Genomic DNA, 24,756 nt, shown 5'->3' with positions numbered 1-24,756 from the left:
CCCTCAGCGGTAGAGCAGGTAGTGGCGACGTCTGCGGTCGAACTCGGCGAGCTCGGTCCGCCAGGCCCCGGTGACCTCGTCGACGCCCGCCCCGGCGTCGATCGCGGTCCGCAGCCGGTCGGAGCCGGAGAGCTTGTCGATGTAGTTGTCCGGGCGCCACGCGAAGACGTCCGGGTGCAGCGCCTTCGCCGTGACGAGCATGGCGACCGCGGTCCGGATCGCGTCGAAGGCCCGCGGGTCGCTCACGCTCAGCTGCACGCCACCGCAGGTCTGGTTGACGAACTTGCTGAACGTCGGCACGAAGTAGACCTCGCGGAACTTCGCCCCGGGCAACTGCAGGTCTTCGAGCTTCTCGCGCCAGCGCCAGTCGAGCCCGGGCGCGCCGATGATCTCGAACGGCCGGGTCGTCCCGCGGCCTTCGGAGAACACCGTCCCCTCGAACATGCCGGTGCCGGGGTAGACGAGCGCGGTGTCCGGGGTCGGCATGTTCGGGCTCGGCAGCACCCAGTTCAGCCCGGTGCGCGCGAAGAGCGTGTCGCGCTGCCAGCCGCGGACCTGGACGACTTCGAGGTGGTCCAGCTGCACGCCGTCACCGGGCAGGAACTCCTCGGCGAAGAAGCGGGCCAGCTCGCCGGCGGTCATGCCGTGCTGCTGGACGATCGGCTTCCGCCCGATCCCCGAGGCGAACTTCGGGTCGAGCAGCGGGCCGGCCGCCCGGCCGCCGATCGGGTTCGGCCGGTCGAGCACCACGAACGCGGCCTTGACCTGCGCGGCGGCGACCATCGCCGTGTAGAGCGACCAGATGTAGGTGTAGAAGCGCGCGCCGACGTCGGCGATGTCGAAGACGACGGTGTCGACGCCCGCCTTGGTGAACAGCGAAGCGAGCTTCGTCGCGTCGACGCCGTACGCGTCGTATACCGGGACGCCCGTGCGGGGGTCGGTGTAGTCGCCTTCCGAGCCGCCGGCCTGCGCGCTCCCGCGGAAGCCGTGCTCGGGCCCGAAGGCCGCGACCGGCTTGACGCCGGCCGCGACCATCGAGTCGACGATGTGGTCGCCGTTCAGCAGCACGCCGGTGGGGTTCGAGAGCACCCCGAGCTTGCGGCCCTTGAGCGGGCCCCAGCCCTGCGCGGCCAGCTGCTCCGCGCCGGTGAGGACGCGGCCCTGCCCTTGGCCGGCCTGGTCCGGCTCGGCTCCGGCGACGGCCGAACCGCCCGCCAGGAGGGGAACGGCCAGCGCGCTCGCGCCCAGGAAGCGGCGCCGGTCGAGCGTCACCAGGTCAGCCCGTGGCCGAACGGGTACTTGACGGTGCCCAGGTCGGCGCCCGCCGGGACATCGACCGGCAGCTTCCCGACCGGCTTCGTCTCGCCGAGCACCACCTTGGCGAGCGCCTCGAGGGTCGGCGTGATGTAGCCGTACGTGGCCAGCCACGTCTTGACGGTGCTCGGGTAGCCGGCGTCGTAGGGGATCTGCGCGGCGACCGCGACGACCGGCTTCCCGGTGGCCTGGAGGGCGTCGAGCAGCAAGGTCTGCCGGGGGAAGGTGGCGATGTTGTTGGTCAGCACGACCACCAGGTCGGTGTTCCGGGCGTTCGCGACGGCCTGCGCGATCTGCGCGTCCGTCGGCGCCTGCCCGGTCTGGTAGGCGGTCGCGGCCGTGCCGTGCGCGGTCAGCTTCTGGGCCAGCGTCGCCGTCGTGGAGACGCCCCAGCCGGTGACGAGCGTGGTCGCGGGCTTCTGCTTGAGCGGCAGCAGGCCGGCGTCGTTCGCGATGGCGGTGATGCCCCGGTCGGCGATGTCCTGCGCCGTGGCGAGGCTGGCCGGGATGCCGACGGTCTTCATCACGCGGTTGGCGTCGACGAACGGCGAGAACAGGATGCCGCGCTTGAACTTCAGCTTCAGCACGCGCAGCACGCTCTGGTCGATCCGCTGCATCGGGATGTCGCCGGTCTTCACGGCGTTGAGCACCGAGTTGATGGCGAGGTCGAGGTGCACCGGCATGAGCAGCTGGTCGATGCCGGCCTTGAGCGCGAGCACCGGGATCTCGGCGTCGGTGTGCAGCTGGCGCACGCCCTGCATCTCGAGCGCGTCGGTCACGACGACACCGTTGTACCCGAGTTCGTCACGCAGCTTGCCGGTGATGATCGGCTTCGACAGCGTCGCGGGTTCGAGCGACGGGTCGAGGCTGGGGAACTGGATGTGCGCGCTCATGATCGAGTCGACGCCGGCCGCGATGGCGGCCTTGAACGGCGGCACGTCGGTGGCCCGCCACTGCGCTTCGGTGCTGTCGATCCGCGGCAGCCCGGTGTGGCTGTCGGTCGGCGCGGCGCCGTGCCCGGGGAAGTGCTTGGCGGTCGCGGCCACGGACTGCTGGAAGCCCTTGAGCTCGGCGGTGACGAAGTCGCTGGCCAGGCCGGGCTGCCCGGAGAAGGACCGCACGCCGATGACCGGGTTGGCGGGGTTCGAGTTGACGTCCGAATCGGGCGCGAAGTCCTGGTTGATCCCGACCGCGCGCAGCTCGTTGCCGAGGATCGTGGCGGCCTGCGTCGCCCGCCCGGTGTCCCGCCCGGCGGAGATGGCCATGGCGTTCGGGAACTCGGTGGCCGGCGCGCCCATCCGCGTGACGGTGCCGCCCTCCTGGTCGGCGGCGATCTGCAGCGGGATGTGCGCCCCGCTGGTGATGGCGGCCTTCTGCAGGCCGTTCGACAGTTTCGCGACCTGGACCGGGTCGTCGAAGTTGTCGCGCGTGTCGTTGTTGAAGTAGATGACCCCGCCCAGGTGGTACTTCCGGACCACCTGCGCCGGGGTGTCGACGCCGAAGTCGGTCTGGTTCTTCGGGTTCACCTCGTCGGCCGTCTTGCCGTTCACCCAGGTGATGAACAGCTGCCCGACCTTCTCCTCCAGCGACAGCCCGCGCAGCGCCTGCGTGGCGGCGGCCTCCGCCTGCGCGTCCACGCTCATCCGCGGTGCGCTCGCCGCCGTCGCGACACCCACACCGGTGAACGCGAGCACCCCCGCGACGGGCAGGGCGAGCGCATGGAACCTCCGATTTCGGGTCGTCACGACCAGCCTCCCAGAAAGTTGCGGGCGCCCGGCGGACGTCAGAAGTCCACTCGGAGGCGCCAGTATCGGGAAGCTACTCACCGAATCCGTCGATGTCCATCGACCGACCGCACCAACGGGCCGTTCGTACCCGGATCGGTAGGAAACCCTGCACATAGACGAGGCGGCGCCCGTGGCCGAGGGCCACGGGCGCCGCCTGCAAGCGCGAACTTCTCGGGCGACCAAGCGTGCAACTCTGGTCGTACCTACATGGACTCGGCGTGTGGCGTCCCACTACGCAGTCCCTAGACGACGAGCCTCCCGCGGCGCGCTGCGCGTGGGTACCCGGAGTCCGCGCACGGAGGTTTGCCGGGGTGGAACAGGCTTCTCTTCTACCTGCTCCCTGGCCGACCGAACGTCCGCACCTACTTTCTACGCCGTGAGCCCGATCACTTCAAGTGCGCGGACGGGTGCACCGGTACAGAGGCTGGATCGGGTGACACCGGCACCCTGCGCGACGGACAATTCAGGGCTGGGGCAAGCAAAGTGCCGGCCGTACGGCCGTGTGGGTGGCGGGCTGGACGGCTACCGGGACCGACGGCGACGGCTGAGCCCGTACCAGGTCGCGCCGGCGGCCACCGCGCCCACGCCGAGGGCCACGATTCCCGCCGATCGGGTGGGGATCCGGGTGCGCAGCGACATCGGCCGGTCGAACGCGAGGATCGGCCAGCCGCGGTCGAGCGCCTCGCGCCGCAGGAGCTTGTCCGGGTTGACCGCGTGCGGGTGCCCGACCACTTCGAGCAGCGGGATGTCGGTGCTGGAGTCGGTGTAGGCGAAGCACTCGGCGAGGTCGTAGCCGTGCGTCGCGGCGAGCTGCTTCGCGGCGACGGCTTTGTTGGCGCCGTAGCAGTAGAAGTCGACTTCGCCGGAGTAGCGGCCGTCGACGATCTGCATCCGCGTCGCGACGCTGCGGGTCGCCCCCAGCATCTCGGCGACGGGCGCGACGACCTCCTCGCCGGTCGCCGAAAGCACGATCACGTCGTGGCCGTCCGCGTGGTGGCGCGCGATCAGTTCCGCCGCTTCCGCGTACACGAGCGGGTCGACGACGTCGTGCAGGGTTTCGCGGACGATCGCCGAAACCTGGGCGACGTCCCAGCCCGCGCACAGCGCGGAAACCTCGGCGCGCAACCGCTCGGTCTTGTTCTCGTCGGCGCCGGCGAGTGAGAAGACCAGCTGCGCGTAAGCGCTTCGCAACGCGGCGCGACGGTTGATCAAACCCTCCCTCAGCAAGGGTTTGCTGAACGCCAGCGCGCTCGACGAGGCGATGATCGTCTTGTCCAGGTCGAAGAACGCGGCCACCGCGTGCTCCGGGCCCGGCTTCCGGGTGCGCGACGGCGCACTGCTCGGTTCGGCCACGTCGCCCAGGATAAGAGCTTGATCGCGGCGCGTCCCGTTGATCCACCACGGGCGCGCCGCACCGCCGGAAATTCCATGACAGGCAGGCACTTCCGGCGCGCCGTGCCGTTACCGAACTGTGTGCCTCGCCCGGCGCGCGAACCGGCACCCGGCGGAGTTACAGTGAGGGAGCCCGGTGTCCAACCGGGCCGGTTCAGTCCGACCCCCCGGGGCTGAACCCACGGCGGCCCCCGTCCCTCCCCCCTGGCGGGGGCCGCCCTCTTACCTTCCGCTTACCTTCGCCGGTTTCCTTTTGGGCAGCCGGAATCCGCTGTGCGCTGCTGTCGGGTCGTCGTCTGCGGCGGTTCGCGCCCCTTTCCGCCGCACGTGCGTCGCGGGCGGGCGCGATCGTGCCACAGCCCACCGACAAAACCGGTCCGCGAGCCGCTCCCCGCGCGGAAGTTGTCCACAGCACCCGGGTTGTCCACAGCCCGCCGCCCGACCCGTTGTGCCCCCGCACCCCAGCCCGCGACGGTGGAAGCCGGGCCACCCACGGCCCGCACCGACGACGGGGGAGGAACGCATGACGGGGGAACGACCGCTGGTGGTCGCGGGGGACGAGACCGTGCTCGACGAGATACTGCGCGTGGCCGCGGTGGCGGGCTGCGAGCTGGACCGGGCCCCGGACCTGACCGCGGCGCACGGCCACTGGGCCCGCGCGCCCCTGGTGGTTCTGGACGAAGAAGCCGTGCGGCTGCCACCGGCCCTGCCCCGGCGCAGGGGGATCCTTCTGGTCTGCAAGGGCAGCCCGGGACCGGAGACGTGGCAGCACGCGTTCCGCGGCGGCGTCGAGCGCGTGATCTCGTTGCCGGACGAGGAGAGCGAGCTGGCCGGCGCGTTCGCCGACGTCGTCGAAACCCCGGCGGAGGAACCCGGCCTGGTCCTCGGCGTGATCGGCGGCCGGGGCGGCGCGGGCGCGTCGGTCTTCGCGGCGACGCTGGCACTGGCGGCCGACCGAGACCCCGGCGGCGCCCTCCTGGTGGACTGCGACCCGCTCGGCGGCGGCCTGGATGTGTTGCTGGGCTTGGAAAAGGCTCCAGGCCCTCGCTGGTCGGACGTCCGCTTGACGGGCCGAGTCTCGTTGCCCTCCCTGGCGGCGACCCTGCCCCGCCGAAGACACCGCGGCGGCGGCCTGCCGGTACTGGCCTGCGGCCCCGAGGGCGAAGGCCCCTCGGTCGAGTCGCTGTCGGCGGTCCTGTCCGCGGGCCGCCGTTCGGGCCGCACGGTGGTCTGCGACCTGCCCCGAACCCTCACCGACGCGGCCGCGGAAGCGGTCGCGGTGGCCGACCTGGTGGTACTGGTGGTCCCGATCGAACTCCGCGCCTGCATGGCGGCGAAGCAGGTCCTGCGCCGCCTGTCGGAACTGACGGCCCGAACCGGCGTCGTCGCATGTGGACGGTCAAGCACCGACGCCGGCCGAGCCCAAGCAGCCGGCCTCCTGGGCCCGCCCCTCCTGGCCGCAATGCCCCCGGAACGCGGCCTCCCCGCAGCAGTCGAGCGCGGCGAGTTCCCAGCCAAGTCGACGGGCCCGGTAGTCAAAGCAGCATCCCGAGTCCTGGCAGCAGCCCGCCACGAAGCCCGAACGGCCACCCGATGACAACCCCGACAAGAGTCCGCGACCTCCTCCTGCCCACCCTGCTGACCCTGGCAAGCCGAGGACGGACAAGCGCGAAGAACTTCCTGTCCCTGCTACCACCCGCCCCCCAACCCACGGCCGAGCCAACTCCGGCATCGCTGCCGTTCCAGTCACGATTCGGCACCCGAGTCACCGCCGACGCCACCCGGACGCGCATTCCGGCACTGCTGCCACTTCCGTCGCAGGCGGGCACCCGAGTCACCGCCGAGGGCACTCCGGCGCCGCTGCCACTCTCGTCGCAGGCGGGCGCCGGCACCACGGCCGAGACCACCCCGCCAGCGTTCTCCCCGCAGCCGCTGCCACTCCCGTCACAACCGGGCACCCGAGTCACCGCCGAAGCCACCCCGCCGCGCACTCCGGCGGCGCTGCCACTCCCGTCACGGCCGGGCACCCGAGTCACCGCCGAAGCCACTCCGGCCGCACCCACCCCGACGCCGCTGCCGTCCCAACCCCGGCCCGGCACCCGAGTCACCGCCCAGTCCGCCCCAACCGAACCGGTAACCCCATGACGACCGACTTCGTGGACCGCGTCCGCAACCGCCTCGCCGGCGACCGCCGCCAGGCCGACCCGGTCGCCGTCGCCACCGCCGTCCGCGCCGAGGCGGCCGGTGCCCTCGGCCACGACGCCGTCCTCGACGCGGCCCGCCAAGCCCGCGACGAACTCCTCGGCGCCGGCCCCCTCGCCCCGCTCCTCGAAGACCCGACGACCACCGACGTGCTCGTCACGGGCCCAGGCGAAGTCTGGACGGACGGCCCCACCGGCCTCACCCGCACCACCGTCCACTTCACCGACGAGGAGGCCGTCCGCCGCCTGGCCCAGCGCCTCGCCCTCGCCGCGGGCCGCCGCCTCGACGACGCCCAGCCCTATGTGGACGGCTGGCTCCCCGGCTCCGGTCCGCACGGCCGGATCCGCGTCCACGCCGTCCTCCCACCGGTCGCGGCGGCGGGCACCTGCCTGTCCCTCCGCGTCCTCCGCCCGGCAACGCACGACCTCGCCGCACTCCGCACGCTCGGCGCGTTCGACGCCGAAGGCGCGAAACTGCTGCAGACCGTCGTCGCGAAGCGAATGGCGTTTCTCGTCACCGGCGGAACGGGTGCGGGCAAAACCACCCTCCTCGCCGCGCTGCTCGGCGCGGTCGACCCGGCCGAGCGGATCGTCTGCGTCGAGGACGCCGGCGAGCTGCAGCCCGCCCACCCGCAGTTCGTCAGCCTCGTCGCCCGTCCGGCCAATGTGGAGGGTGTGGGCGCGGTCGGCCTGCCCGAGCTGGTGCGCCAGGCCCTGCGCATGCGCCCCGACCGGCTGGTGGTCGGCGAGGTCCGCGGCGCCGAAGTCGGCGCGTTGCTCACCGCGCTGAACACCGGCCACGACGGCGGCGCCTGCACCGTCCACGCGAACTCCCCGGCGGAGGTGCCCGCCCGCATCGAGGCACTCGCCGCGCTGGGCGGCCTCGGCCGCGATGCCGTGCACAGCCAGCTGGTCGCGGCGATCCGCGTGGTCCTGCACATGCGACGCGAGCAGGGCGGCCGCCGTCGCCTCGCCGAGGTCGGCGTCCTCCGCGCCGAGCACGGCCGGGCCCGGGTGGTGCCGGTGTGGCGCGCGGGCCGCTGGACGATCGACCGCCACCTCTTCGCGACTTCGGGGGCGATCGCGTGCTGACCAACGGTTTCCCGCACGAGCAAAGGAGACGCGGGTGATCACGGCGTGGGTCCCGCTGTGCGTCGGCGCGGCTCTGGCGTGCTGGCCCGCACCACCGAACCGGCTCCAAGCGGCGGTCGAGCCACCGACGACGATCCGCCTCCCGGACGTCCGGCGCGTCGTCTGCTGGCTGCTCCCCACCGCGCTCGCCGCGGTGCCGGCCGGAATCGGCGGCGCGATCGCCGCCGGCGTCCTGACCCTGGCGTGGCGCCAGGAGTGGCGGGCCCACCGGCGCGCGACCGCCGAGCTGGCGATGGCTGCGCACACCGCGACCGCGTTGCGGACGATGGTGGCCGAGCTCCGGTCCGGAGCCCACCCCGTCACCGCGGCGGAAGCGGCCGCGGACGTCGTCCCGGCGCTGGCGAACGACCTCCGCGCCTTGGCGACGGCGGCCCGGCTCGACAGCGAACTGCACGCACCGGCCCTGCCGGAACTGGCAGCGTCCTGGACGCTCGGCAGGCGCTACGGCCTGCCGATGGCCGACGTCCTCGACGCGGCCCGCCGCGACGCCGAAGCGAGTCTGGGCTTCGCCCGCCGGATGCGCGCGAAGCTGGCCGGGCCCCGAGCGAGCGCGGCGGTGCTCACCGGCCTCCCGGCGCTGTGCCTGCTCCTCGGGCAGGCGATGGGCGCGGCCCCGCTCTCCGTGCTGACCGGGAGCACCCCGGGCCGGCTGCTGCTCATCGTCGGCAGCGTCCTGCTTTGGGCGGGCACGGCGTGGTGCCGCGCGCTGACCGGACAGGTACGCATCCGATGAACGCCGCCGCACTCGTACTCGTCGCCTCGGCCCTGCTCATCTGGCCGGACAACACGGCAGCGCGCCGCTTCGGCCGGCCTCACAAGCCCACCCGGAAGTGGCCGGTCGCGCTGGGCCCCATCGCGACGGCGGCGGCCGGCGTGTCGACGGCGGTGCTGGTCGGCGGCGCCACCGGGGTGACGCTGGGCGCGATGCTGACCGCCACCGGCTGGTGGGCCATCCGCCGCGCCCGCCGTCCCCGCGCACCGACGACGGACATCGCGACCAGGCTCCGGCTCGCGGGAACACTCGACCTCCTGGCGGCCTGCCTGCGAGCGGGGCTGCCGGTTCCTTCGGCACTCGACGCCGTCGCCGCAACAGCGCCCCCGGCCGCGGCCGAGGCACTGCGCTCGACGGCCGGCCACCTGGCCCTCGGCTCCCGACCGGAAGAGGCGTGGGAACCGGTGCGCACGACCCCCGGACTCGCCGAACTGGCGGGCGCGGCCACCCGGACGTCCCGCTCCGGCGCGGCCTTCGCGTCGGCGGCCGCCGACCTCGCCGTCCGCTTCCGCGACGAGCTGTCCGCGGAAGCGGAGGAGCGCGCCGAACGGGCCGGGGTGGCGCTCGCCCTGCCGGTCGGCGTGTGTTTCCTGCCGGCCTTCTTCTGCCTGGGCGTGCTGCCGGTCGTCCTCGGCCTGGCCGGCCACCTCGGTCCCCTCTTCTGACCACCAGTACCGAAGGGAAGAACCCATGCGCGCGTTCAAGCGCCGCCTCCGCTCGGACGAAGGCTCCACGACCGTCGAGTACGCGATCGTCACCGTGGCCGTCGCGGCGTTCGCGGCCGTTCTCTACACACTGCTCACCGGGGACTCGGTGGTCTCGTGGCTGACGAACCTGGTCATGAAGGCCCTGACGGTGCCGTCGTGACCCGCCGGGACGAAGGAGCGGTGACGGTCGAGGCGGCCCTCGGCCTCGCCGGCCTGACGGTGACCACGGTGCTGCTGGTAGCGGCCCTGACAGCCCTGACGAGCCAGCTGCGCTGCACCGACGCGGCCCGCGAAGCGGCAAGACTCCTGTCAAGGGGCCAACCCGAGCTGGCAGCGGCGGCCGTCCACCGAATCGCCCCGACGGACGCGAAGCTCACCGTCGAGCAAGCAGGCGACGCGATAACGGTGAAGGTGACGGCCCAACCCGCCGGCGGCCTGCTCCCGGCGGTCCACCTCAACGCGACGGCCTACGCGGTGGCCGAGCCGGGCACCGGGACCGACGATGGTTGACCCGCGTTCGGACAGGGGAGCGGCCACGATCTGGACAGCGCTGGCCGTCGCCGCGTTGACCGGCGTGACCACCCTCGGCATCTGGCTGGGAGCGGCCACGATCGCCCGCCACCGAGCCGAGGCAGCTGCCGACCTGGCAGCCCTGGCGGCGGCCTCCCACGCGGCAGAAGGCCCGGTACAAGCCTGCGAACGCGCCCGGTGGGTCACCGACCGGATGGGAGTGAAGCTCCTGACCTGCCGCTGGCAACGCCTCGACGCCCTGATCGAGGTCGAGTCCCCCACCGGCGGCCTCGCCGGCCTACCCGGCCCAGCAGCCCGCGCCCGAGCCGGCCCCACCGCCCGGCCCCCGTAAGAGCGCGAGTGGCCAGGCGATGGCCAACCACGGCAGCCCGCCACCGCGGCGGAGGCCCGTGGGCCACCCGCCGCCGCTTGCCGAGCACCGTGGCCGGAACCGCTCGTCGCCGTCAGCGCGGCCTACCGTTCGTCGCGCCGACCGGTCGGTATGCGGCGATAACCGGCTCTCGCCATGGGCCCGGCGATGAGCGGCGCGTCGTCACGGGCAGCGGTCGTTGGTGCACGGCGAGCGGTCGAACACCCCGCTCACCTGGGGCGAACCGCTGCGCCACCGCTACCGCCCGGCCGGTTCGAGCGGGTCCCGTCCTGGGGATTCGCACGACGAGCGGTCCGCGTGCGGTCGCCGTTCGCCGTCGATATGTGCCGCCGGGTTCGGTCGGGCCGTACGGATCACTGGGCGTTCATCGCCTCGTAACCACCGGTTGTCGCGTGGGGGTTCCGGGCAATGTGCAACTTGCCGTTAAGTGAGATGTGCGACACCACGACAGGGTCTAGCGGGTCGCGGAGAACCGGAACCTAAGGCAGGAAGACAATGTTGGACGCGAATTGGCCGGACAGCTGGCGAGGTGCCTTCCGCATCGAACTGCGGGCGGAGGCGATCGGACTCGCTTGGCGTGGCTGGCCGGTGCTCCCGGGCGTCAACCCCGCACCGCTCACCGAAGGCGACGACCTCACCTGGCGCCGTCCGGTGCCGGCGAGTGACGCCTGGCGCGAGCAGATCGGCACCCACGCCCACGAAGTCGCCACCTGGTTCTCCGACCGCACCCACAGCCTGCTCGTCGCGACCGGCACCGTCCTCGACGCCATCGAGGTCGACGACGAACTCGGCAAGCGCGCCTGCCGCCTGCTCCGCGCCATCGGCCACCCCGCGCCGATCATCGCGCTGCCGAACGGCCGCTGGCTCTTCCTGACCACCGTCGCCGACCACGTTCCGGCCGAGCTGGCGTCGCGGGCCGGCATCCAGTGGCACGGCAAGGACAGCTACATCCCGCTGCCGCCGTCGCCGTTCCAGCACGGTGTCGTGCACTGGCGCGTCAAGCCCGAGGTCTGCGGCTGGCAGCTGCCGGACGCCGCCGAGGTGCACGACGTGCTCGTCCGTGCGCTGGCCGGCGCCGGAGCTTCGCAGCTGGTTCAGACCACCGCGGCCTGAGTCACCCGAACCACCGCCCACGGCCGGTCCCAGCCCGGCCGTGGCGGAGCACGACACAACTCCATGAACCACCAAGTGGCCGTTCTAGCTCCCGTGTTGACGCAACGCCCCGAGCACGGTTTCCAGAACGGCCACCGCACCCGCCTTGTCCAGCGGATCGTTGCCGTTCCCGCACTTCGGCGACTGGACGCAGGACGGGCATCCCGTCGGGCACTCGCAGGAGACGATCGCCTCCCGCGTTGCGGCCAGCCACGGGACAATCGCGGCATAACCGCGTTCGGCGAACCCCGCACCCCCGGGATGGCCGTCATGCACGAACACCGTCGCCTCCCCGGTGTCGTCGTGCCACGCGGTACTCACCCCGCCGATGTCCCACCGGTCGCACGTAGCGAACAGCGGTAGCAGGCCGATCGCCGCGTGCTCGGCGGCATGCAGGGCACCGGGGACCCGTGCCGGAACCAATCCGGCACCCCCCGGTGTCCTGCCACCCTCGCGAGCGGGCCCCCGACCGCTCGCCGGGGTTTCCTCCCCGGTCCCCACCGGCCCCGCAGATTCGGTCCCCACCCGATGGCCCCCGGTCCCCGCCACGCCATCGACCGCGGTGCCGCCGAGCAGCTCGGCGGAAACCGTGTACCAGACCGCGCGCGTGCGCAGGCTCTGCTCCGGCAGGTCGAGCGGCGTGTGGTCCAGCACCTCCCCGGACGGCCGGCGTCGCAGGTACCCGACGACCTGCGACGTCACGGCCACCTCGCCAAGGCAGACGCTCACCCCGCCGAAGTCCTGCTTCTCCTGGGTGCTCAGCACCGAAATGTCCACGATCTCGCGCGGGGTCGTCGTCCAGTCCGGGTTTTCCGCGTGCACCAGCGCCAGCCCGGTCTCCAGGTCCAGCTCGTCGACGACGTACGACGACCCCTGGTGCAGGTACACCGCGCCGGGGTGGACGGCGAAGCACGCCGAGCCCGGGTCGACCGTCCCGAGCATCCGCCCGGAGTCCGCTTCGACGACCGCGATCTGCTCGCCGCCCGTCCCGCGGATGCCGACCTCGGCGTGCGGCCGGTCGCGCGAAGTCCAGTACCAGCCGCTCGACCGGCGCCGCAGCAGCTTCTGCTCCGCCAGTTCGGCCAGCACCTCCAGTGCCGCCGCGCCGCCGAACACCTCCAGCTCGGAAAGCGTCAGCGGCAGCTCGGCGACGGCGCACGCGAGCTGCGGCGCCAGCACGTACGGGTTCGCCGGGTCGAGCACCGCCGTCTCCACCGGCCGCTCGAGCAGCGCCGCCGGGTGGTGGACGAGGTAGGTGTCGAGCGGGTCGTCCCGCGCGACGAACACCACCAGCGCGGAATCACCGGACCGGCCCGCGCGCCCGGCCTGCTGCCAGAACGAAGCGAGCGTGCCCGGGTAGCCGGCCAGCACCACCGCGTCCAGCCCCGCGATGTCGACGCCCAGCTCCAGCGCGTTCGTCGTGGCGACCCCCAGCAACCGCCCCGACAGCAACGCCGCTTCGAGCGCTCGTCGCTCCTCCGGCAAGTAACCAGACCGGTACGCCGCAACGGTTTCCGCCAGCGCGGGGTCCACTTCGGACAGAATGCGACGCGCACCCAGCGCGGCCAGCTCCGCACCACGCCGGGACCGGATGAACGCCAGCGACCGGGCGCCTTCGAGGACCAGGTCGGCGAGGATCCGCGACGTCTCGGCACCGGCCGAACGCCGGACCGGCGCGCCGTTCTCCCCGGTCAGTTCCTCCAGCAGCGGCGGCTCCCACAACGCGACCGTGCGGGCGCCGCGCGGCGAGGCGTCCTCCGTCACGGCGACACAAGGCACGCCCGTCAGGCGCGAAGCGAACGAAGCAGGCGAAGCCGTTGTCGCCGAAGCGAGCACGAACACCGGCGAAGCGCCGTAGTGCTCCGCCACCCGCCGCAGCCGGCGCAGCAGCAAGGCGACGTGCGAGCCGAACACCCCGCGGTAGCTGTGGCACTCGTCGACCACGACGCAGCTGAGCCGCCGGAAGAACGACGCCCACCGCCCGTGTGCCGAGAGGATCCCGCGGTGCAGCATGTCCGGATTGGTGAACACCCAGTTCGCGTGCGCGCGCACCCAGTCGCGCTCCGCCATCGGGGTGTCCCCGTCGAACGACGCCGCCCGCACACCCGGGACGTCCAAAGAGGACACCGACCGCAGCTGGTCCGCGCCCAGCGCCTTCGTCGGCGACAGGTACAGCGCGTTCGCCTTCTCGCCGGCGGCCAGCCGCGACAGCACCGGCAGCTGGTAGGCCAGCGACTTGCCCGATGCCGTGCCGGTCGAAACCACGACGTGACGGCCCTCGTACGCGTGCGAAGCCGCCTCGGCCTGGTGCGCCCAAGGAGCCGCGACGCCGCAGTCACGCAGCGCAGCGACGACTGCCGGATCCGCCCACGACGGCCACTCTGCGTGACCTGCCGCGCGGCCCGGAAGGTCGGCCACGTGCGTGACCGGGTTCTCGCGCGACGGGATGCCGGCGGTCACCCGCCCCAGCAGCCGCCGTCCTCTCGAGTCCTCCACCAGCTGAGCTTGGCACAGGGGTCCGACAGTTCTCGCATCCCCAGCTGCGCCAACGGATCGGCGGAAGGGTGATCGATCAAGTGAGGAGGCTCACAAGGTAACGGAATGTGCCGTCACCGGGACGGCGTGAAGACGCTGGTTGCGATACCAATACACTCCCGCAATCCACACCCTCTGTGGTGAGCGTCATGTGAGACGTGCATTGCGTCCCGGCTAGCGTGTCGCTCGGTACAGGGTCCATGCCAGCGTCGGCCGTGTCGAACCCTCGGCTTGCCGTCGGCGTTGGCGCAGAGCGACGTCTCCTGGAGGACGAATGTCACGGCAGTTCCTCGCGGAGGGCGCGGGAAATATCTCGCTCTCCGGAGGTGGCTACACGATTGTCGGTGTAGTCGCCGTGGTCGCGCTTGCCGCACTCGTCATCGGCTACGTCCTGCTCAAGGAGGTGCTGGCCGCAGGCCAGGGCACCGCCAAGATGCAGGACATCGCCAAGGCGGTGCAGGAAGGCGCGGCCGCTTACCTCAAGCGGCAGCGGAACACCCTCGCCATCTTCGGCGTGATCGTGTTCCTCCTGCTCTTCGCACTTCCCGCCGACGACTGGAACGAGAAGATCGGCCGCTCGATCTTCTTCCTGGTCGGTGCGGCGTTCTCGTTCGCGATCGGCTACCTCGGCATGTGGCTGGCCACGCAGGCGAACCTGCGCGTGGCCGCCGCGTCGCGTGAGGAAGGCGGCCGCGAGAAGGCCATGCGCGTCGCGTTCCGCACCGGTGGCGTCGTCGGCATGATCACCGTCGGCCTCGGCCTGTTCGGTGCCGCGGTCGTCGTGCTGGTCTACACCGGCCAGGCGCCCAAGGTGCTCGAGGGCTTCGGCTTCGGCGCCGCCCTGATCGCGATGTTCATGCGTGTCGGCGGCGGTATCTTCACCAAGGCCGCCGACGTCGGCGCGGACCTGGTCGGCAAGGTCGAGCAGGGCATCCCGGAGGACGACCCGCGCAACGCCGCCACCATCGCGGACAACGTGGGCGACAACGTCGGCGACTGCGCCGGCATGGCCGCGGACCTCTTCGAGTCCTACGCCGTCATGCTGGTCGCCGCGCTGATCCTGGGCAGCACCGCCTTCGGCGTGCACGGCCTGATCTTCCCGCTCATCGTGCCCGCCATCGGTGTCATCACCGCGGTCATCGGTGTCTACATCACCAAGGCGCGCGCGGGTGAGGGCGGTCTGGTCACGATCAACCGCTCCTTCTACATCTCCGCGGTCATCTCCGCCGTCCTGTCGGCGATCGCGGCGTTCGTGTACCTGCCGAGCAGCTTCTCCGACTTCGGCGCGGGCTTCGAGAACTCGGGCAACCCGGCGGTCATCGCGACCATCTCGGTGATCATCGGCATCGTGCTCGCCGCGGTCATCCTGAAGCTGACCGGGTACTACACCGGCACCGAGTACAAGCCGGTCAAGGACGTCGGCCAGACGTCGGAAACCGGTGCGGCGACGGTCATCCTGTCCGGCATCTCGATCGGTTTCGAGTCCGCCGTGTACACCGCGCTCGTCATCGGCGCGGCCGTCTTCGGCGCGTACCTGCTCGGCGGCGGCGTCGCGCTGTTCGCCGTGGCGCTGGCCGGTACCGGCCTGCTGACCACCGTCGGCGTCATCGTCGCGATGGACACCTTCGGCCCGGTTTCGGACAACGCGCAGGGCATCGCCGAGATGTCGGGCGACGTCGACGAGAAGGCCGCGCAGATCCTGACCGAGCTGGACGCGGTGGGCAACACCACCAAGGCCATCACCAAGGGCATCGCGATCGCGACCGCCGTCCTCGCGGCGACCGCGCTCTTCGGGTCCTACTCGGACGCGATCACGAAGACGCTGGCGGGCATGGGCAACGGCGTGGTCACCGGCCTCGACGCGGCCAAGTCGTTCGTCAACCAGGTCGTCAGCCCGAACACGCTCGTCGGCGTGATCATCGGCGCGGCCGTCGTGTTCATGTTCTCGGGTCTCGCCGTCAACGCGGTCTCGCGCGCGGCCGGCGCGGTGGTCTACGAAGTCCGCCGCCAGTTCCGCGACATCCCGGGCATCATGGAGGGCACCACCCGCCCCGAGTACGGCAAGGTCGTCGACATCGTCACGCGCGACTCGCTGCGCGAGCTGACGACGCCGGGTCTGCTGGCGGTCTTCGCCCCGATCGCGGTCGGCTTCGGCCTGGGCACCGGCGCGCTCGCCGGCTACCTGGCCGGCGCGATCGCCTGCGGCACCCTGATGGCGATCTTCCTCGCCAACTCCGGTGGCGCGTGGGACAACGCGAAGAAGCTGGTCGAAGACGGCAACCACGGCGGCAAGGGTTCGGACGCGCACGAGGCCACCATCATCGGTGACACCGTGGGCGACCCGTTCAAGGACACCGCCGGCCCGGCGATCAACCCGCTGATCAAGGTCATGAACCTGGTCTCGGTGCTGATCGCGCCCGCCGTCGTGCAGTTCTCGATCGGCCCGGACCAGAACACGGCCGTGCGCATCATCATCTCGCTGGTCGCGCTCGCCGTCGTCGTGGCGGCGATCGTGATCTCGAAGCGGCGCGGGACGGTCATCTCCGACGCCCCGGCCGAGATCAAGGCCTGACCGAGGCACCGTTCCGGGCCCGGCACGCAGCGTCGCGTGCCGGGCCCGGCGCGTGCCGGGACATCCCACACTGGCTCGGCGACTTGCGAAGCAGCACCGAGTCGGTACCGTCGGCCCTTCCGGGACGTCGTCGAGCAGGAGGTGCGCAGGTGCGGCCGCGGTCAACCGTCTTAGCCGCCCTAACCACGACGATCACGATCGGCCTCGCCGGTTGCGGGCAACCCGCGCAGTCCCCGGCACGGGACCAGGGTCTGTCGGTGACGACCGTGGTGCCGCAGGCCGATCCGGTGGCGAGATGGGCGGACGGCTACTGCGCCTCGGTGACCCACCTGGTCCGCGCGCTGGCGGAGCTGCCCACCGTCGACCCCAGCACGCCGCAGCAGGCGTCCAGGACGTCGAGCGACCTGCTCTCCTCGGTGGTCGGCGGGCTGAACCAGAGCCTCGCCGGGCTGACCGCGCTCGGCGCGCCGCCGGTGCGGTCGGCCGACGGCGGCCGCGCGGACGTCATCGGGCAGTTCACCGAGATCCGGGACCAGGCCGAGCAGGCGCGGCAGCGCATCGACGCCGTCCGCGGCGACGCGACGGCGACGAAGGCCGCCCTCGGCGACGCCAGGGCGACGCTCGACCGCATCGACGCGCTCGACTACCTCAAGGGCCTCAAGGACGTCCCGGCACTGGCGGCGGCGGAGCAGCGCGCCCCGGCCTGCCGCCAGCTGGATCAACCTCCTGGCTGAAGATCGCTCACAGTACTGCCGCGAATCGAACTTGTGTTCTAGTATGGCGCGGTGGATCGGACGATCTCGCTCTTCTCCGCCGAGGCCAGCGGGCCGGGCCTGGGCGACCTGGCCGGCCTGTTGTGCTGCCACGGCCAGATCACCGGCTTCGGGCGCACCGCCGCCCGGCTGTCGGTGGTCGTCGAGGAGCCGTGGCGGGCGCACGTCCTGGCCCGCGAGTTCCGCTGCCGCGGCGCGGACGCGCAGGTCTCGAAGGCCGAGTGCGGCCGCCCGCAGGTGCGCACGTCGTTCCGGGTCGACCTGCTCCCGCTGGCGCTGCGGTGGCTGCGTGAGGGCTGTGCGGGCCCGGTCGAGGACGACTCGGGCAAGGCGGTGCCGGACGGCTTCCGGCTGAGCGGCGCGATGCTGCGGATGTGGGCGCTGGCCGGCGGCCGCCCCGGTACGCAGGGCTACCTGCTCGGGGTCGACCCGCTCGCGCCGACCATGCACGAAAGGCTGGTCGAGGCGCTGACGCCGTTGGGGGTCCCGGCGAAGCTGACCGGGCCGAAGGCCGAGGTCCCGGCCGTCAAGGTCACCGGGAAACGCCGTTTGGAGGCGCTGCTGGAACTGATCGGGGAGCCGCCGCCGGGCGCCGAAGCGGCGTGGCCGGGCGCGGAGCCGCTGCCGGTGCCGCACCCGGAGGCCGTGACGAGCACGGCCTGACCGGGTGCGGGCGCCGCGTCAGGGCCGGGGCAGGGTGCAGCCGGCCTGCGTGAGGGCGATTTCGTTGGCCGCGGTCAGGCACGCGGGAATGCCGTACGTCTCCTGGCCGTAGTTCGTCTTGTAGTGCACGGTGACGTTGCCGGCCTGGTCGACCTCGCACGGGTTGTTGTCCGTGCAGCGCTGGCCGTCCTCGTTGCCGGTGTTGTTCACGCCGACGACCTTGCCGCCGGAGACGATCGGCGAGCCGGACGTGCCGCCGATGGTCTGGCAGGCGGAGGTGTAGCGGATCGAGTCCTTCCAGGTCCAGCTGCCCTCCTTCAGCCGGTACACGAACCCGTCGATGTTGCACGAGTAGATCCGCTTCCAGTAGCCGGAGACGACGTCGATCGCGGCGCCGGCCGTCGGGTGCGCGTTGGACAGCTCCAGCGGTGAGATCCCGTAGCTCGACTTGATCTGCGCGTAGGTGGTGGTGAGCTGGTAGAGCGACACGTCGGTGTCGGTCATCGTCCCGTAGACGATCTTCTTGGCGCGCAGCGTGCCCGCGTTGCCGCCACTGGCGTTGAGCAGCGTGAACGTCCGGCTGGACGACCGGTTGGTGATGACCTGCCCGGGTGCCGGGAAGCCGGTCTCGAGGCAGTGGCCGTTGGACATGACGAGCGCGGGCGCGGTGTCCGGCGTCGCCGCCGGCTTGACCACCGAGCCCGAGCAGTTGGAGAGGGCTACCGTGCCGGCGAAGTTCGCCGCGGCCGCGCTCGCCGGAGTGGTCCCCAGTAATACTGTGGCGGTCGCGGCGGTGAGCAGGGCGCCGAGGAGGCGTCGGGTCATGGCGGATCCTTTCGGCTGGACGGGGAAACCAGTGAAGCGGTCACGTCCCCGCGCCCACCACCGTCGAACGGAGGGTATCCAGGCGGTCACGCGCTAGGCTGCGCGGGACGTGGCCGAAATCACGTGGCAGGTACGTTGGGGAAACATCGTCGAGGTCAGCGGCGATGCGCTGGACACAGGAACGGCGGCGTGTTGGGTCACCTCCGCGCCGTCCGCGCCGGGACAGCGTGCACACTGGCAGGTCGAAGACGCGGGCCCGACGCCTCAAGGCAGGGCCTGGTCCCGGTCGCGGGACGAGATGAGCGGAGAGCAGGACAGCGTGGCAGGAGCACGGACCAAGAAGAACGGAGCCTCGGCGGGCAACGGCGCCGGGCACCGGCGGCTGGTCATCGTCGAGTCGCCGACGAAGGCCCGCAAGATCGCCCCCTACCTGGGCGGCGGTTACGTCGTCGAGTCCTCCGTCGGGCACATCCGCGACCTGCCTCGTGGTGCCGCCGACGTGCCGGCCCAGTACAAGGGCGAGTCGTGGGCCCGCCTCGGCGTCGACGTCGACAACGACTTCAAGGCCCTCTACGTGGTCACCCCGGACAAGAAGTCCAAGGTGACCGAGCTCAAGGGGCTGCTCAAGGACGTCGACGAGCTCTACCTCGCCACGGACCCCGACCGCGAGGGCGAAGCCATCGCGTGGCACCTGCTCGAGACGCTGAAGCCGAAGGTCCCGGTCCGCCGGATGGTCTTCCACGAGGTCACCGAACAGGCCATCCGCGCGGCCGCCGACTCGACCCGTGAGCTGGACGCCGACCTCGTCGACGCGCAGGAGACCCGCCGCATCCTCGACCGCCTCTACGGCTACGAGGTCTCGCCGGTCCTGTGGAAGAAGGTCATGCCGAAGCTCTCGGCGGGCCGCGTGCAGTCGGTGGCGACCCGGATCGTGGTCGAGCGCGAACGCGAGCGCATGCGCTTCACCTCGGCGTCCTACTGGGACATCTCGGCGACCATGGACGCCGGTGAAGAGGCTTCGCCGCGGAACTTCCCGGCGCGCCTGGTCGCCGTCGACGGCGCGCGCCTGGCCACCGGCCGCGACTTCGGCTCGGACGGGCAGCTCAAGGCGTCGAACACCGAGGTCCGCGTGCTCGCGGAGGCCGACGCGCGGCGCCTGGCCGAAGCGCTGAAGCAGCGTGACTTCAAGGTCGCGAGCGTCGAAGAGAAGCCGTACACGCGCAAGCCGTACGCGCCCTTCATGACCTCGACGCTGCAGCAGGAGGCGGGCCGCAAGATGCGGTTCACCTCGGAGCGCACCATGCGGATCGCGCAGAAGCTGTACGAGAACGGCTACATCACCTATATGCGTACCGACTCCACGACGCTGTCGGAGTCGGCGATCTCGGCGGCGCGCAGCCAGGCCACGCAGCTGTACGGCAAGGAGTACGTCTCGCCGTCGCCGCGCCAGTACACGCGCAAGGTGAAGAACGCGCAGGAAGCGCACGAGGCGATCCGGCCGTCGGGCGAGGTCTTCCGCACGCCGGGCCAGGTCGCGAGCGAGCTGGACACCGACGAGTACCGCCTCTACGAGATGATCTGGCAGCGCACGATCGCGTCGCAGATGGCGGACGCCAAGGGCACCACGATGTCCGTGCGCATCGTCGGCAACGCGACCTCGGGCGAGGAATGCACCTTCGCGGCTTCGGGCCGCACGATCACCTTCGCGGGCTTCCTCAAGGCGTACGTCGAGGCGGTCGACACCGAGACCGGCGGCGAAGCCGACGACAAGCAGAGCCGCCTGCCGGTGCTGGAGAAGGACCAGGCGCTCACCGCGTCCGACCTGAACCCGGACGGCCACACCACCTCGCCGCCGGCGCGGTACTCGGAGCCGAGCCTGGTCAGCAAGCTGGAAGAGCTGGGCATCGGCCGTCCGTCGACGTACGCGTCGATCATCAAGACCATCCAGGACCGCGGGTACGTCTGGAAGAAGGGCTCCGCGCTCGTCCCGTCGTGGGTCGCGTTCGCCGTGATCGGCCTGATGGAACGGCACTTCGAGCGGCTCGTCGACTACGACTTCACCGCCGGCATGGAGGACGAGCTCGACCGCATCGCGGCGGGCGACGAGCAGCGCGCGCAGTGGCTGTCGAAGTTCTACTTCGGTGGCGACATGGGCGTCGACGGCTCGATCGGCCGCCTGGGCGGGCTCAAGAAGCTGGTCGAAGGCAGCGTCGAGGACATCGACGCGCGCGAGATCAACTCGATCCCGCTGTTCAGCGACGCCAACGGGCACACGGTCGTGGTCCGCGTCGGGCGCTACGGGCCGTACCTGGAGCGCGAGGTCGACGGGAACTCGCAGCGCGCGAACCTGCCCGAGGACCTGCCGCCGGACGAGCTTTCGCAGGAGATCGCGGAGAAGCTGTTCGCGACCCCGCAGGAGGGGCGTTCGCTGGGCGTCGACCCGGTGAGCGGGCACGAGATCGTCGCCAAGGAAGGCCGCTTCGGGCCGTACGTCACCGAGCTGCTGCCCGAGATCGAGATCCCCGAGGACGCCACGGCCGCGCAGAAGAAGGCTCTGAAGGCGAAGGCGCCGAAGCCGCGTACGGGCTCGTTGTTCAAGTCCATGGACATCGAGACCATCACGCTCGACGACGCGCTGAAGCTGCTCTCGCTGCCGCGCGTGGTCGGCAAGGACCCGGAGTCCGGCGACGAGATCACGGCGCAGAACGGGCGCTACGGGCCGTACCTGAAGAAGGGCACGGACTCGCGGTCGCTCTCGACCGAGGACCAGCTGTTCTCGATCACCGTCGAGGAAGCGCTGAAGATCTACTCGGAGCCGAAGCAGCGGGGCCGGTCGGCGACCGCGAAGCCGCCGCTCAAGGAGCTCGGCGAGGACCCGGTGTCGAAGAAGCCGATGGTGGTCAAGGACGGGCGCTTCGGTCCGTACGTGACCGATGGCGAGTACAACGCGACGCTGCGGAAGGGCGACGAGATCGAGTCGCTGACCGCGGAACGGGCGTCCGAGCTGCTGGCCGAGAAGCGGGCGAAGGGCCCGGCGCCGAAGCGGAAGGCGCCGGCGCGCAAGCCGGCGTCGACGACGGCGAAGACGGTCAAGGCTGGCACGGCCAAGAAGGCCACCACCGCCAAACGGTCCACCGCGACGAAGACGAAGTAGCACGTCAGAAGTCCGTGAAGGCCTCCTTACCGGCGTTTTTGCCTGGTAAGGAGGCCTTCACGGACTTTGGCCACACTTTCGGGTGACACCTCGAACGGATGTTCGGGAAATTGTCGGTGGTCCCGGGTTTCCTGAACGTGTGACCACAACACCACGCACCGTGCACACGGTGCTTGCCAAGATCCTCAAGCCCGTCCGCGCCGCGGCCGCGGGCAGTCCGTCCGCGCTGGACCTCCACGACTCGCTGCCCGGGTTCGCCGGTGACGGCGTCTGCGGCGTGGCCGTCGCCTTGTTCGACGAGCCGTGGACGTCGGCGTTCTTCGACGACGGCACGCGGTTCGGCGTCGCCGGGGACGGCCTGCGCCGGTCCGGGCCGTCGTCCGGCTCGGTCGCGGAGCTGCTCGGCCTGGCCTTCGCGCGGTTGCCGTTGCGGTCGCCGGCGCCCGGCAGCGGCCTGTACCTGGACGCCGACGAGCGCGGCGTCCTGGCGGCCGGGCAGGAGTGCCTGGTCCTCGACCTGATGGAAGAGCTCCGAAGACCCCGGCTCGGCACGGTCCAGATCGACCTCGCCCGCGGCCCGCGCCGTCCGTGGGAGGTGGTGGCGTTCGTCGACGACGCCCGCGGCAGGCACCTGGCGGTGCTGGGCAGGCGCCGGGGCGGCCGCCGCCGGTTCTGGTGGCTGCCGGGCAGCGTCGACGGGCTGGCGGAGATCGTCGAAGGGCGGATTCCGGAGCATGTCTGAGCCGCTCGCCGACCGCTCGCCGAACGATGTCACCCACTCGAACACATGTGCGAGAAATTGTCGGTGCCAGGGTGTTCAATCAAGGGGTGAGCAACTCAGTCGCCGTCTTCGACGTCATCGACGAGGTCATCGCCCCGCTGTCGGCCGAGGTGCCGGAGCGGCCCTCGGTGATGGAGTTCTACGACCCCGAGTTCGAGATCCCGCCGGTGCTGGCGGACACCGGACCGCTCCCGGGTCGTCCTCCTTCGCCGCCGCTGAGCCTGGCCGACGAGGTGGAGCAGTACACCCGGTTCGTCGCCGGGATGGCCGCGATCGGCCTGGCCCCGGGTGGCGAGGTCACGGCCGAGGCGGTCGGGCTGTACCGGGCGCTGCGCGGTGGCTTCATCCGCGGCGTGGTCACCGGGGTCTTCCCGGCCCGCCAGGAGCCGTGGGAGGTGCGGTTCTTCGGCGACGAGGACTACACCACGGTGCTGCACAAGCTGGGCAACCGCGCGCGGCTGCGGTCGGGCTTCCTCAGCGAGCTGCCGGGCTGGGTGTTCGACGGCCTGCCGGACCGGCCGCCGGGGCCGGGCCGGCACGTGCGGATCGAGACGGACGAGCGCGGCCTGATCCCGGGCGGCTGCGAGCGGGCGGTCGAGCTGATCCGCGAGTGCGCGGCCCGTCCGCGGCTGGGCACGGTACTAGTGGACCTGGCGGTCCGCGACGCGATCTTGGCGGAGTACCCGCACGGCGCGTTCGGCCTGGTCGACAACGACCTCGGCCGCTACCAGTTCAGCGCGGCGGTGGACCGCACCGGCCGGTGGACGGTCACGTGGGGTCCGGCCTCGCGGAGCACGGCCGAGCAGTGGATCGTCGAGGCGGTGCAGAGCCATGCGTGAGCCGGTGGAGAGCCCGCCGGTCCGCGGGGAAGGGCCCGAGGCGGCGCTGGGCCTCACGGTCCGCGACGCGATCCTGGCGGCGGCCGAGCTGATCAGCGACGTTCCGATCCCTCGCAGCGGAGCCACCGGTGACGAGACCGACAAGGAGGTGCGAGGCCATGGCTGAGCGGACCGCTGCCCGGGAGCTGCTCGAGCTCGCCGCCGGGCCGGTGCTGGCGGCGATGCCGGACCGCGAACCCGTCGACCGGCTCTACAACCCGGACGTCAGCGACCACGACATCCTCGTCCACGGCCCGGTCTCCGACGACCCCGCGGACCTGATCGCCGAGGTCGAACGCCACATGGCCTGGGCGGCCTGGATCGAAGGCACACCCTTCGGGGAGGACGGTGAACTGAACGAGATCGGGTTCGAGGTCGTCTCGCTGATGCTGCGCGGTTCGGTGCGGGCGGCGCTGTGCGGCGTCTTCGACGAGGGGCCCGCGACGGCGGACATCCGGTGCTACGCGGACGGCGAGCGGGCCTTCATGATGGGCTCGCTCCCGGGGCGGACGGCGATCCACCTCGCCGACTTCGAAGAGCTGCCGGAGATGCTCATCGCGGAGCTGCCGGAGGTGCCGTTCGGCGCCTCGCCGCGGGCGATCTGGCTGTCGGTGGACGACGACGGCCTGGTCCACGACGGTCAGGACGCCGACGTCTGGGCGATGCGGGAGGTGCTGGCCCGGCCGCGCTCGGGCACGGCGGTGCTCGACATGCTCGCCTTCGGCGGGCTGTGCGCGGAGTTCCCCGACCACGGCTTCGTCCTCGTGGACACGGACCTGGGCCGCTTCGCGCTGGCGGCGCTCGACCGCGGTGACGGACGTCGGCAGCTCGTCCTGAGCCCGTTCAGCCGCGGGATGCTCCGCGACTGGTGCCGGAAGATGATCGACCTCGGACAGGAGGAGGTGCCCTGACCGGTACTCCATCCGGGCCCGAGCGCGAGCTGCGAAACTGGCCATCTTGACACCCAGGGTGTGGCCAGTCGCGCGCGGCCATCTCGAGGCTCGTGTGACCGGACTCACTACGATCCGTCACCAACGGCGGTCGACCCGGCCACCGGCGGGCTGGACACTGCAGGGGGTTCGGGTACGGGCTTGCGCTGCGTGACCGACCCTCCACTGGAGACAGAGCCATTGGGCGGATGCGTTATCCGCCATCGTCGCTACCCTGGAAAGGCGAGGACATTCAGTAGTGAGGTGG

Annotated in this window: 21 protein-coding genes; 16 read left to right on the top strand and 5 right to left on the bottom strand. The window is 71.7% G+C overall.

The genetic code is table 11. The features are described 5' to 3' along the window. Window positions 1-3: 3 nt before the first annotated feature. The 3 genes from EIY87_RS14950 to EIY87_RS14940 all read right to left on the bottom strand — a co-directional run bounded on the left by EIY87_RS14950 (window position 4) and on the right by EIY87_RS14940 (window position 4,454). Window positions 4-1,272, bottom strand: a complete 1,269-nt coding sequence (locus tag EIY87_RS14950; protein WP_125308297.1) for an exo-beta-N-acetylmuramidase NamZ family protein — start codon at window positions 1,270-1,272, stop codon at window positions 4-6. After that, on the bottom strand, window positions 1,269-2,957 hold the full coding sequence (locus tag EIY87_RS14945) for a glycoside hydrolase family 3 protein (protein ID WP_404800058.1): 1,689 nt from the start codon (window positions 2,955-2,957) through the stop codon (window positions 1,269-1,271). The genes EIY87_RS14950 and EIY87_RS14945 overlap by 4 nt, the downstream gene beginning before the upstream one ends. Before the next feature lie 666 nt (window positions 2,958-3,623). Further along, the gene (locus tag EIY87_RS14940) at window positions 3,624-4,454 is read right to left on the bottom strand and encodes an HAD family hydrolase (protein ID WP_125308296.1); all 831 of its coding nucleotides are present in this window, start codon (window positions 4,452-4,454) and stop codon (window positions 3,624-3,626) included. A gap of 562 nt (window positions 4,455-5,016) precedes the next feature. On the opposite strand from EIY87_RS14940, the gene ssd reads away from it, so the two are divergent. The 8 genes from ssd (at window position 5,017) to EIY87_RS14900 (ending at window position 11,339) form a co-directional block, all read left to right on the top strand. Next, on the top strand, window positions 5,017-6,090 hold the full coding sequence (gene ssd, locus EIY87_RS14935) for a septum site-determining protein Ssd (RefSeq protein ID WP_125308295.1): 1,074 nt from the start codon (window positions 5,017-5,019) through the stop codon (window positions 6,088-6,090). A gap of 544 nt (window positions 6,091-6,634) precedes the next feature. Continuing rightward, complete coding sequence (locus EIY87_RS14930; protein ID WP_125308294.1) at window positions 6,635-7,786, top strand: TadA family conjugal transfer-associated ATPase; 1,152 nt, start codon at window positions 6,635-6,637, stop codon at window positions 7,784-7,786. A gap of 34 nt (window positions 7,787-7,820) precedes the next feature. Then, window positions 7,821-8,579, top strand: coding sequence for a type II secretion system F family protein (locus tag EIY87_RS14925; RefSeq protein ID WP_125308293.1), 759 nt, complete (start codon window positions 7,821-7,823; stop codon window positions 8,577-8,579). After that, window positions 8,576-9,283 (top strand): type II secretion system F family protein, encoded by a 708-nt coding sequence (locus EIY87_RS14920; RefSeq protein WP_125308292.1) that lies wholly within the window; start codon window positions 8,576-8,578, stop codon window positions 9,281-9,283. Before EIY87_RS14925 ends, EIY87_RS14920 begins: the two co-directional genes overlap by 4 nt. A 25-nt stretch (window positions 9,284-9,308) precedes the next feature. Continuing rightward, window positions 9,309-9,485 (top strand): DUF4244 domain-containing protein, encoded by a 177-nt coding sequence (locus EIY87_RS14915; protein WP_086865512.1) that lies wholly within the window; start codon window positions 9,309-9,311, stop codon window positions 9,483-9,485. A 20-nt stretch (window positions 9,486-9,505) separates the two neighbouring features. Beyond that, complete coding sequence (locus tag EIY87_RS14910) at window positions 9,506-9,835, top strand: TadE family type IV pilus minor pilin (protein ID WP_125309771.1); 330 nt, start codon at window positions 9,506-9,508, stop codon at window positions 9,833-9,835. Next, window positions 9,828-10,187, top strand: coding sequence for an Rv3654c family TadE-like protein (locus tag EIY87_RS14905; RefSeq protein WP_125308291.1), 360 nt, complete (start codon window positions 9,828-9,830; stop codon window positions 10,185-10,187). Before EIY87_RS14910 ends, EIY87_RS14905 begins: the two co-directional genes overlap by 8 nt. A gap of 534 nt (window positions 10,188-10,721) precedes the next feature. Continuing rightward, a complete protein-coding gene (locus EIY87_RS14900) occupies window positions 10,722-11,339 on the top strand; it encodes a bifunctional DNA primase/polymerase (RefSeq protein ID WP_125308290.1) in 618 nt (205 codons plus the stop codon). A gap of 84 nt (window positions 11,340-11,423) precedes the next feature. Here the strand turns inward: EIY87_RS14900 and EIY87_RS14895 are convergent, their stop codons facing one another. Beyond that, entirely contained in the window at window positions 11,424-13,838 is a 2,415-nt protein-coding gene (locus EIY87_RS14895) for a DEAD/DEAH box helicase (RefSeq protein ID WP_125309769.1), read from the bottom strand. A 349-nt stretch (window positions 13,839-14,187) separates the two neighbouring features. Here EIY87_RS14895 and EIY87_RS14890 point away from each other — a divergent pair, with 349 nt between their 5' ends. From EIY87_RS14890 to EIY87_RS14880, 3 genes are all read left to right on the top strand, one after another. Further along, a complete protein-coding gene (locus tag EIY87_RS14890; RefSeq protein WP_125308289.1) occupies window positions 14,188-16,485 on the top strand; it encodes a sodium-translocating pyrophosphatase in 2,298 nt (765 codons plus the stop codon). Window positions 16,486-16,742: 257 nt separating this feature from the next. Then, window positions 16,743-17,219, top strand: a complete 477-nt coding sequence (locus tag EIY87_RS14885) for a hypothetical protein (protein ID WP_225439875.1) — start codon at window positions 16,743-16,745, stop codon at window positions 17,217-17,219. A 51-nt stretch (window positions 17,220-17,270) separates the two neighbouring features. Then, on the top strand, window positions 17,271-17,921 hold the full coding sequence (locus tag EIY87_RS14880; protein WP_125308287.1) for a hypothetical protein: 651 nt from the start codon (window positions 17,271-17,273) through the stop codon (window positions 17,919-17,921). Window positions 17,922-17,939: 18 nt separating this feature from the next. On the opposite strand, the gene EIY87_RS14875 is transcribed toward EIY87_RS14880, so the two are convergent. Next, a complete protein-coding gene (locus tag EIY87_RS14875; RefSeq protein ID WP_125308286.1) occupies window positions 17,940-18,746 on the bottom strand; it encodes a S1 family peptidase in 807 nt (268 codons plus the stop codon). Window positions 18,747-19,044: 298 nt separating this feature from the next. Between EIY87_RS14875 and topA the strand changes: the two genes are divergently transcribed. The 5 genes from topA (at window position 19,045) to EIY87_RS14855 (ending at window position 24,470) form a co-directional block, all read left to right on the top strand. Further along, window positions 19,045-21,900 carry a type I DNA topoisomerase gene (gene topA / locus EIY87_RS14870; RefSeq protein ID WP_191984094.1) on the top strand — a complete coding sequence of 952 codons (2,856 nt, stop codon included), beginning with the start codon at window positions 19,045-19,047 and terminating at the stop codon, window positions 21,898-21,900. A 169-nt stretch (window positions 21,901-22,069) separates the two neighbouring features. Beyond that, window positions 22,070-22,642, top strand: coding sequence for a hypothetical protein (locus tag EIY87_RS14865; protein ID WP_225439874.1), 573 nt, complete (start codon window positions 22,070-22,072; stop codon window positions 22,640-22,642). 86 nt (window positions 22,643-22,728) lie between these two features. Beyond that, window positions 22,729-23,520, top strand: coding sequence for an ESX secretion-associated protein EspG (locus tag EIY87_RS14860; protein ID WP_125308284.1), 792 nt, complete (start codon window positions 22,729-22,731; stop codon window positions 23,518-23,520). After that, a complete protein-coding gene (locus EIY87_RS47620; protein ID WP_158641304.1) occupies window positions 23,513-23,686 on the top strand; it encodes a hypothetical protein in 174 nt (57 codons plus the stop codon). The genes EIY87_RS14860 and EIY87_RS47620 overlap by 8 nt, the downstream gene beginning before the upstream one ends. After that, a complete protein-coding gene (locus EIY87_RS14855) occupies window positions 23,679-24,470 on the top strand; it encodes a hypothetical protein (RefSeq protein WP_125308283.1) in 792 nt (263 codons plus the stop codon). The genes EIY87_RS47620 and EIY87_RS14855 overlap by 8 nt, the downstream gene beginning before the upstream one ends. Window positions 24,471-24,756: the final 286 nt, after the last annotated feature.

This window comes from Amycolatopsis eburnea (assembly GCF_003937945.1).
GTDB lineage: Bacteria > Actinomycetota > Actinomycetes > Mycobacteriales > Pseudonocardiaceae > Amycolatopsis > Amycolatopsis eburnea.
The sequence above is the reverse complement of the archived record's forward strand: the minus strand, read 5'-3'. Positions and strand labels throughout refer to the sequence as shown.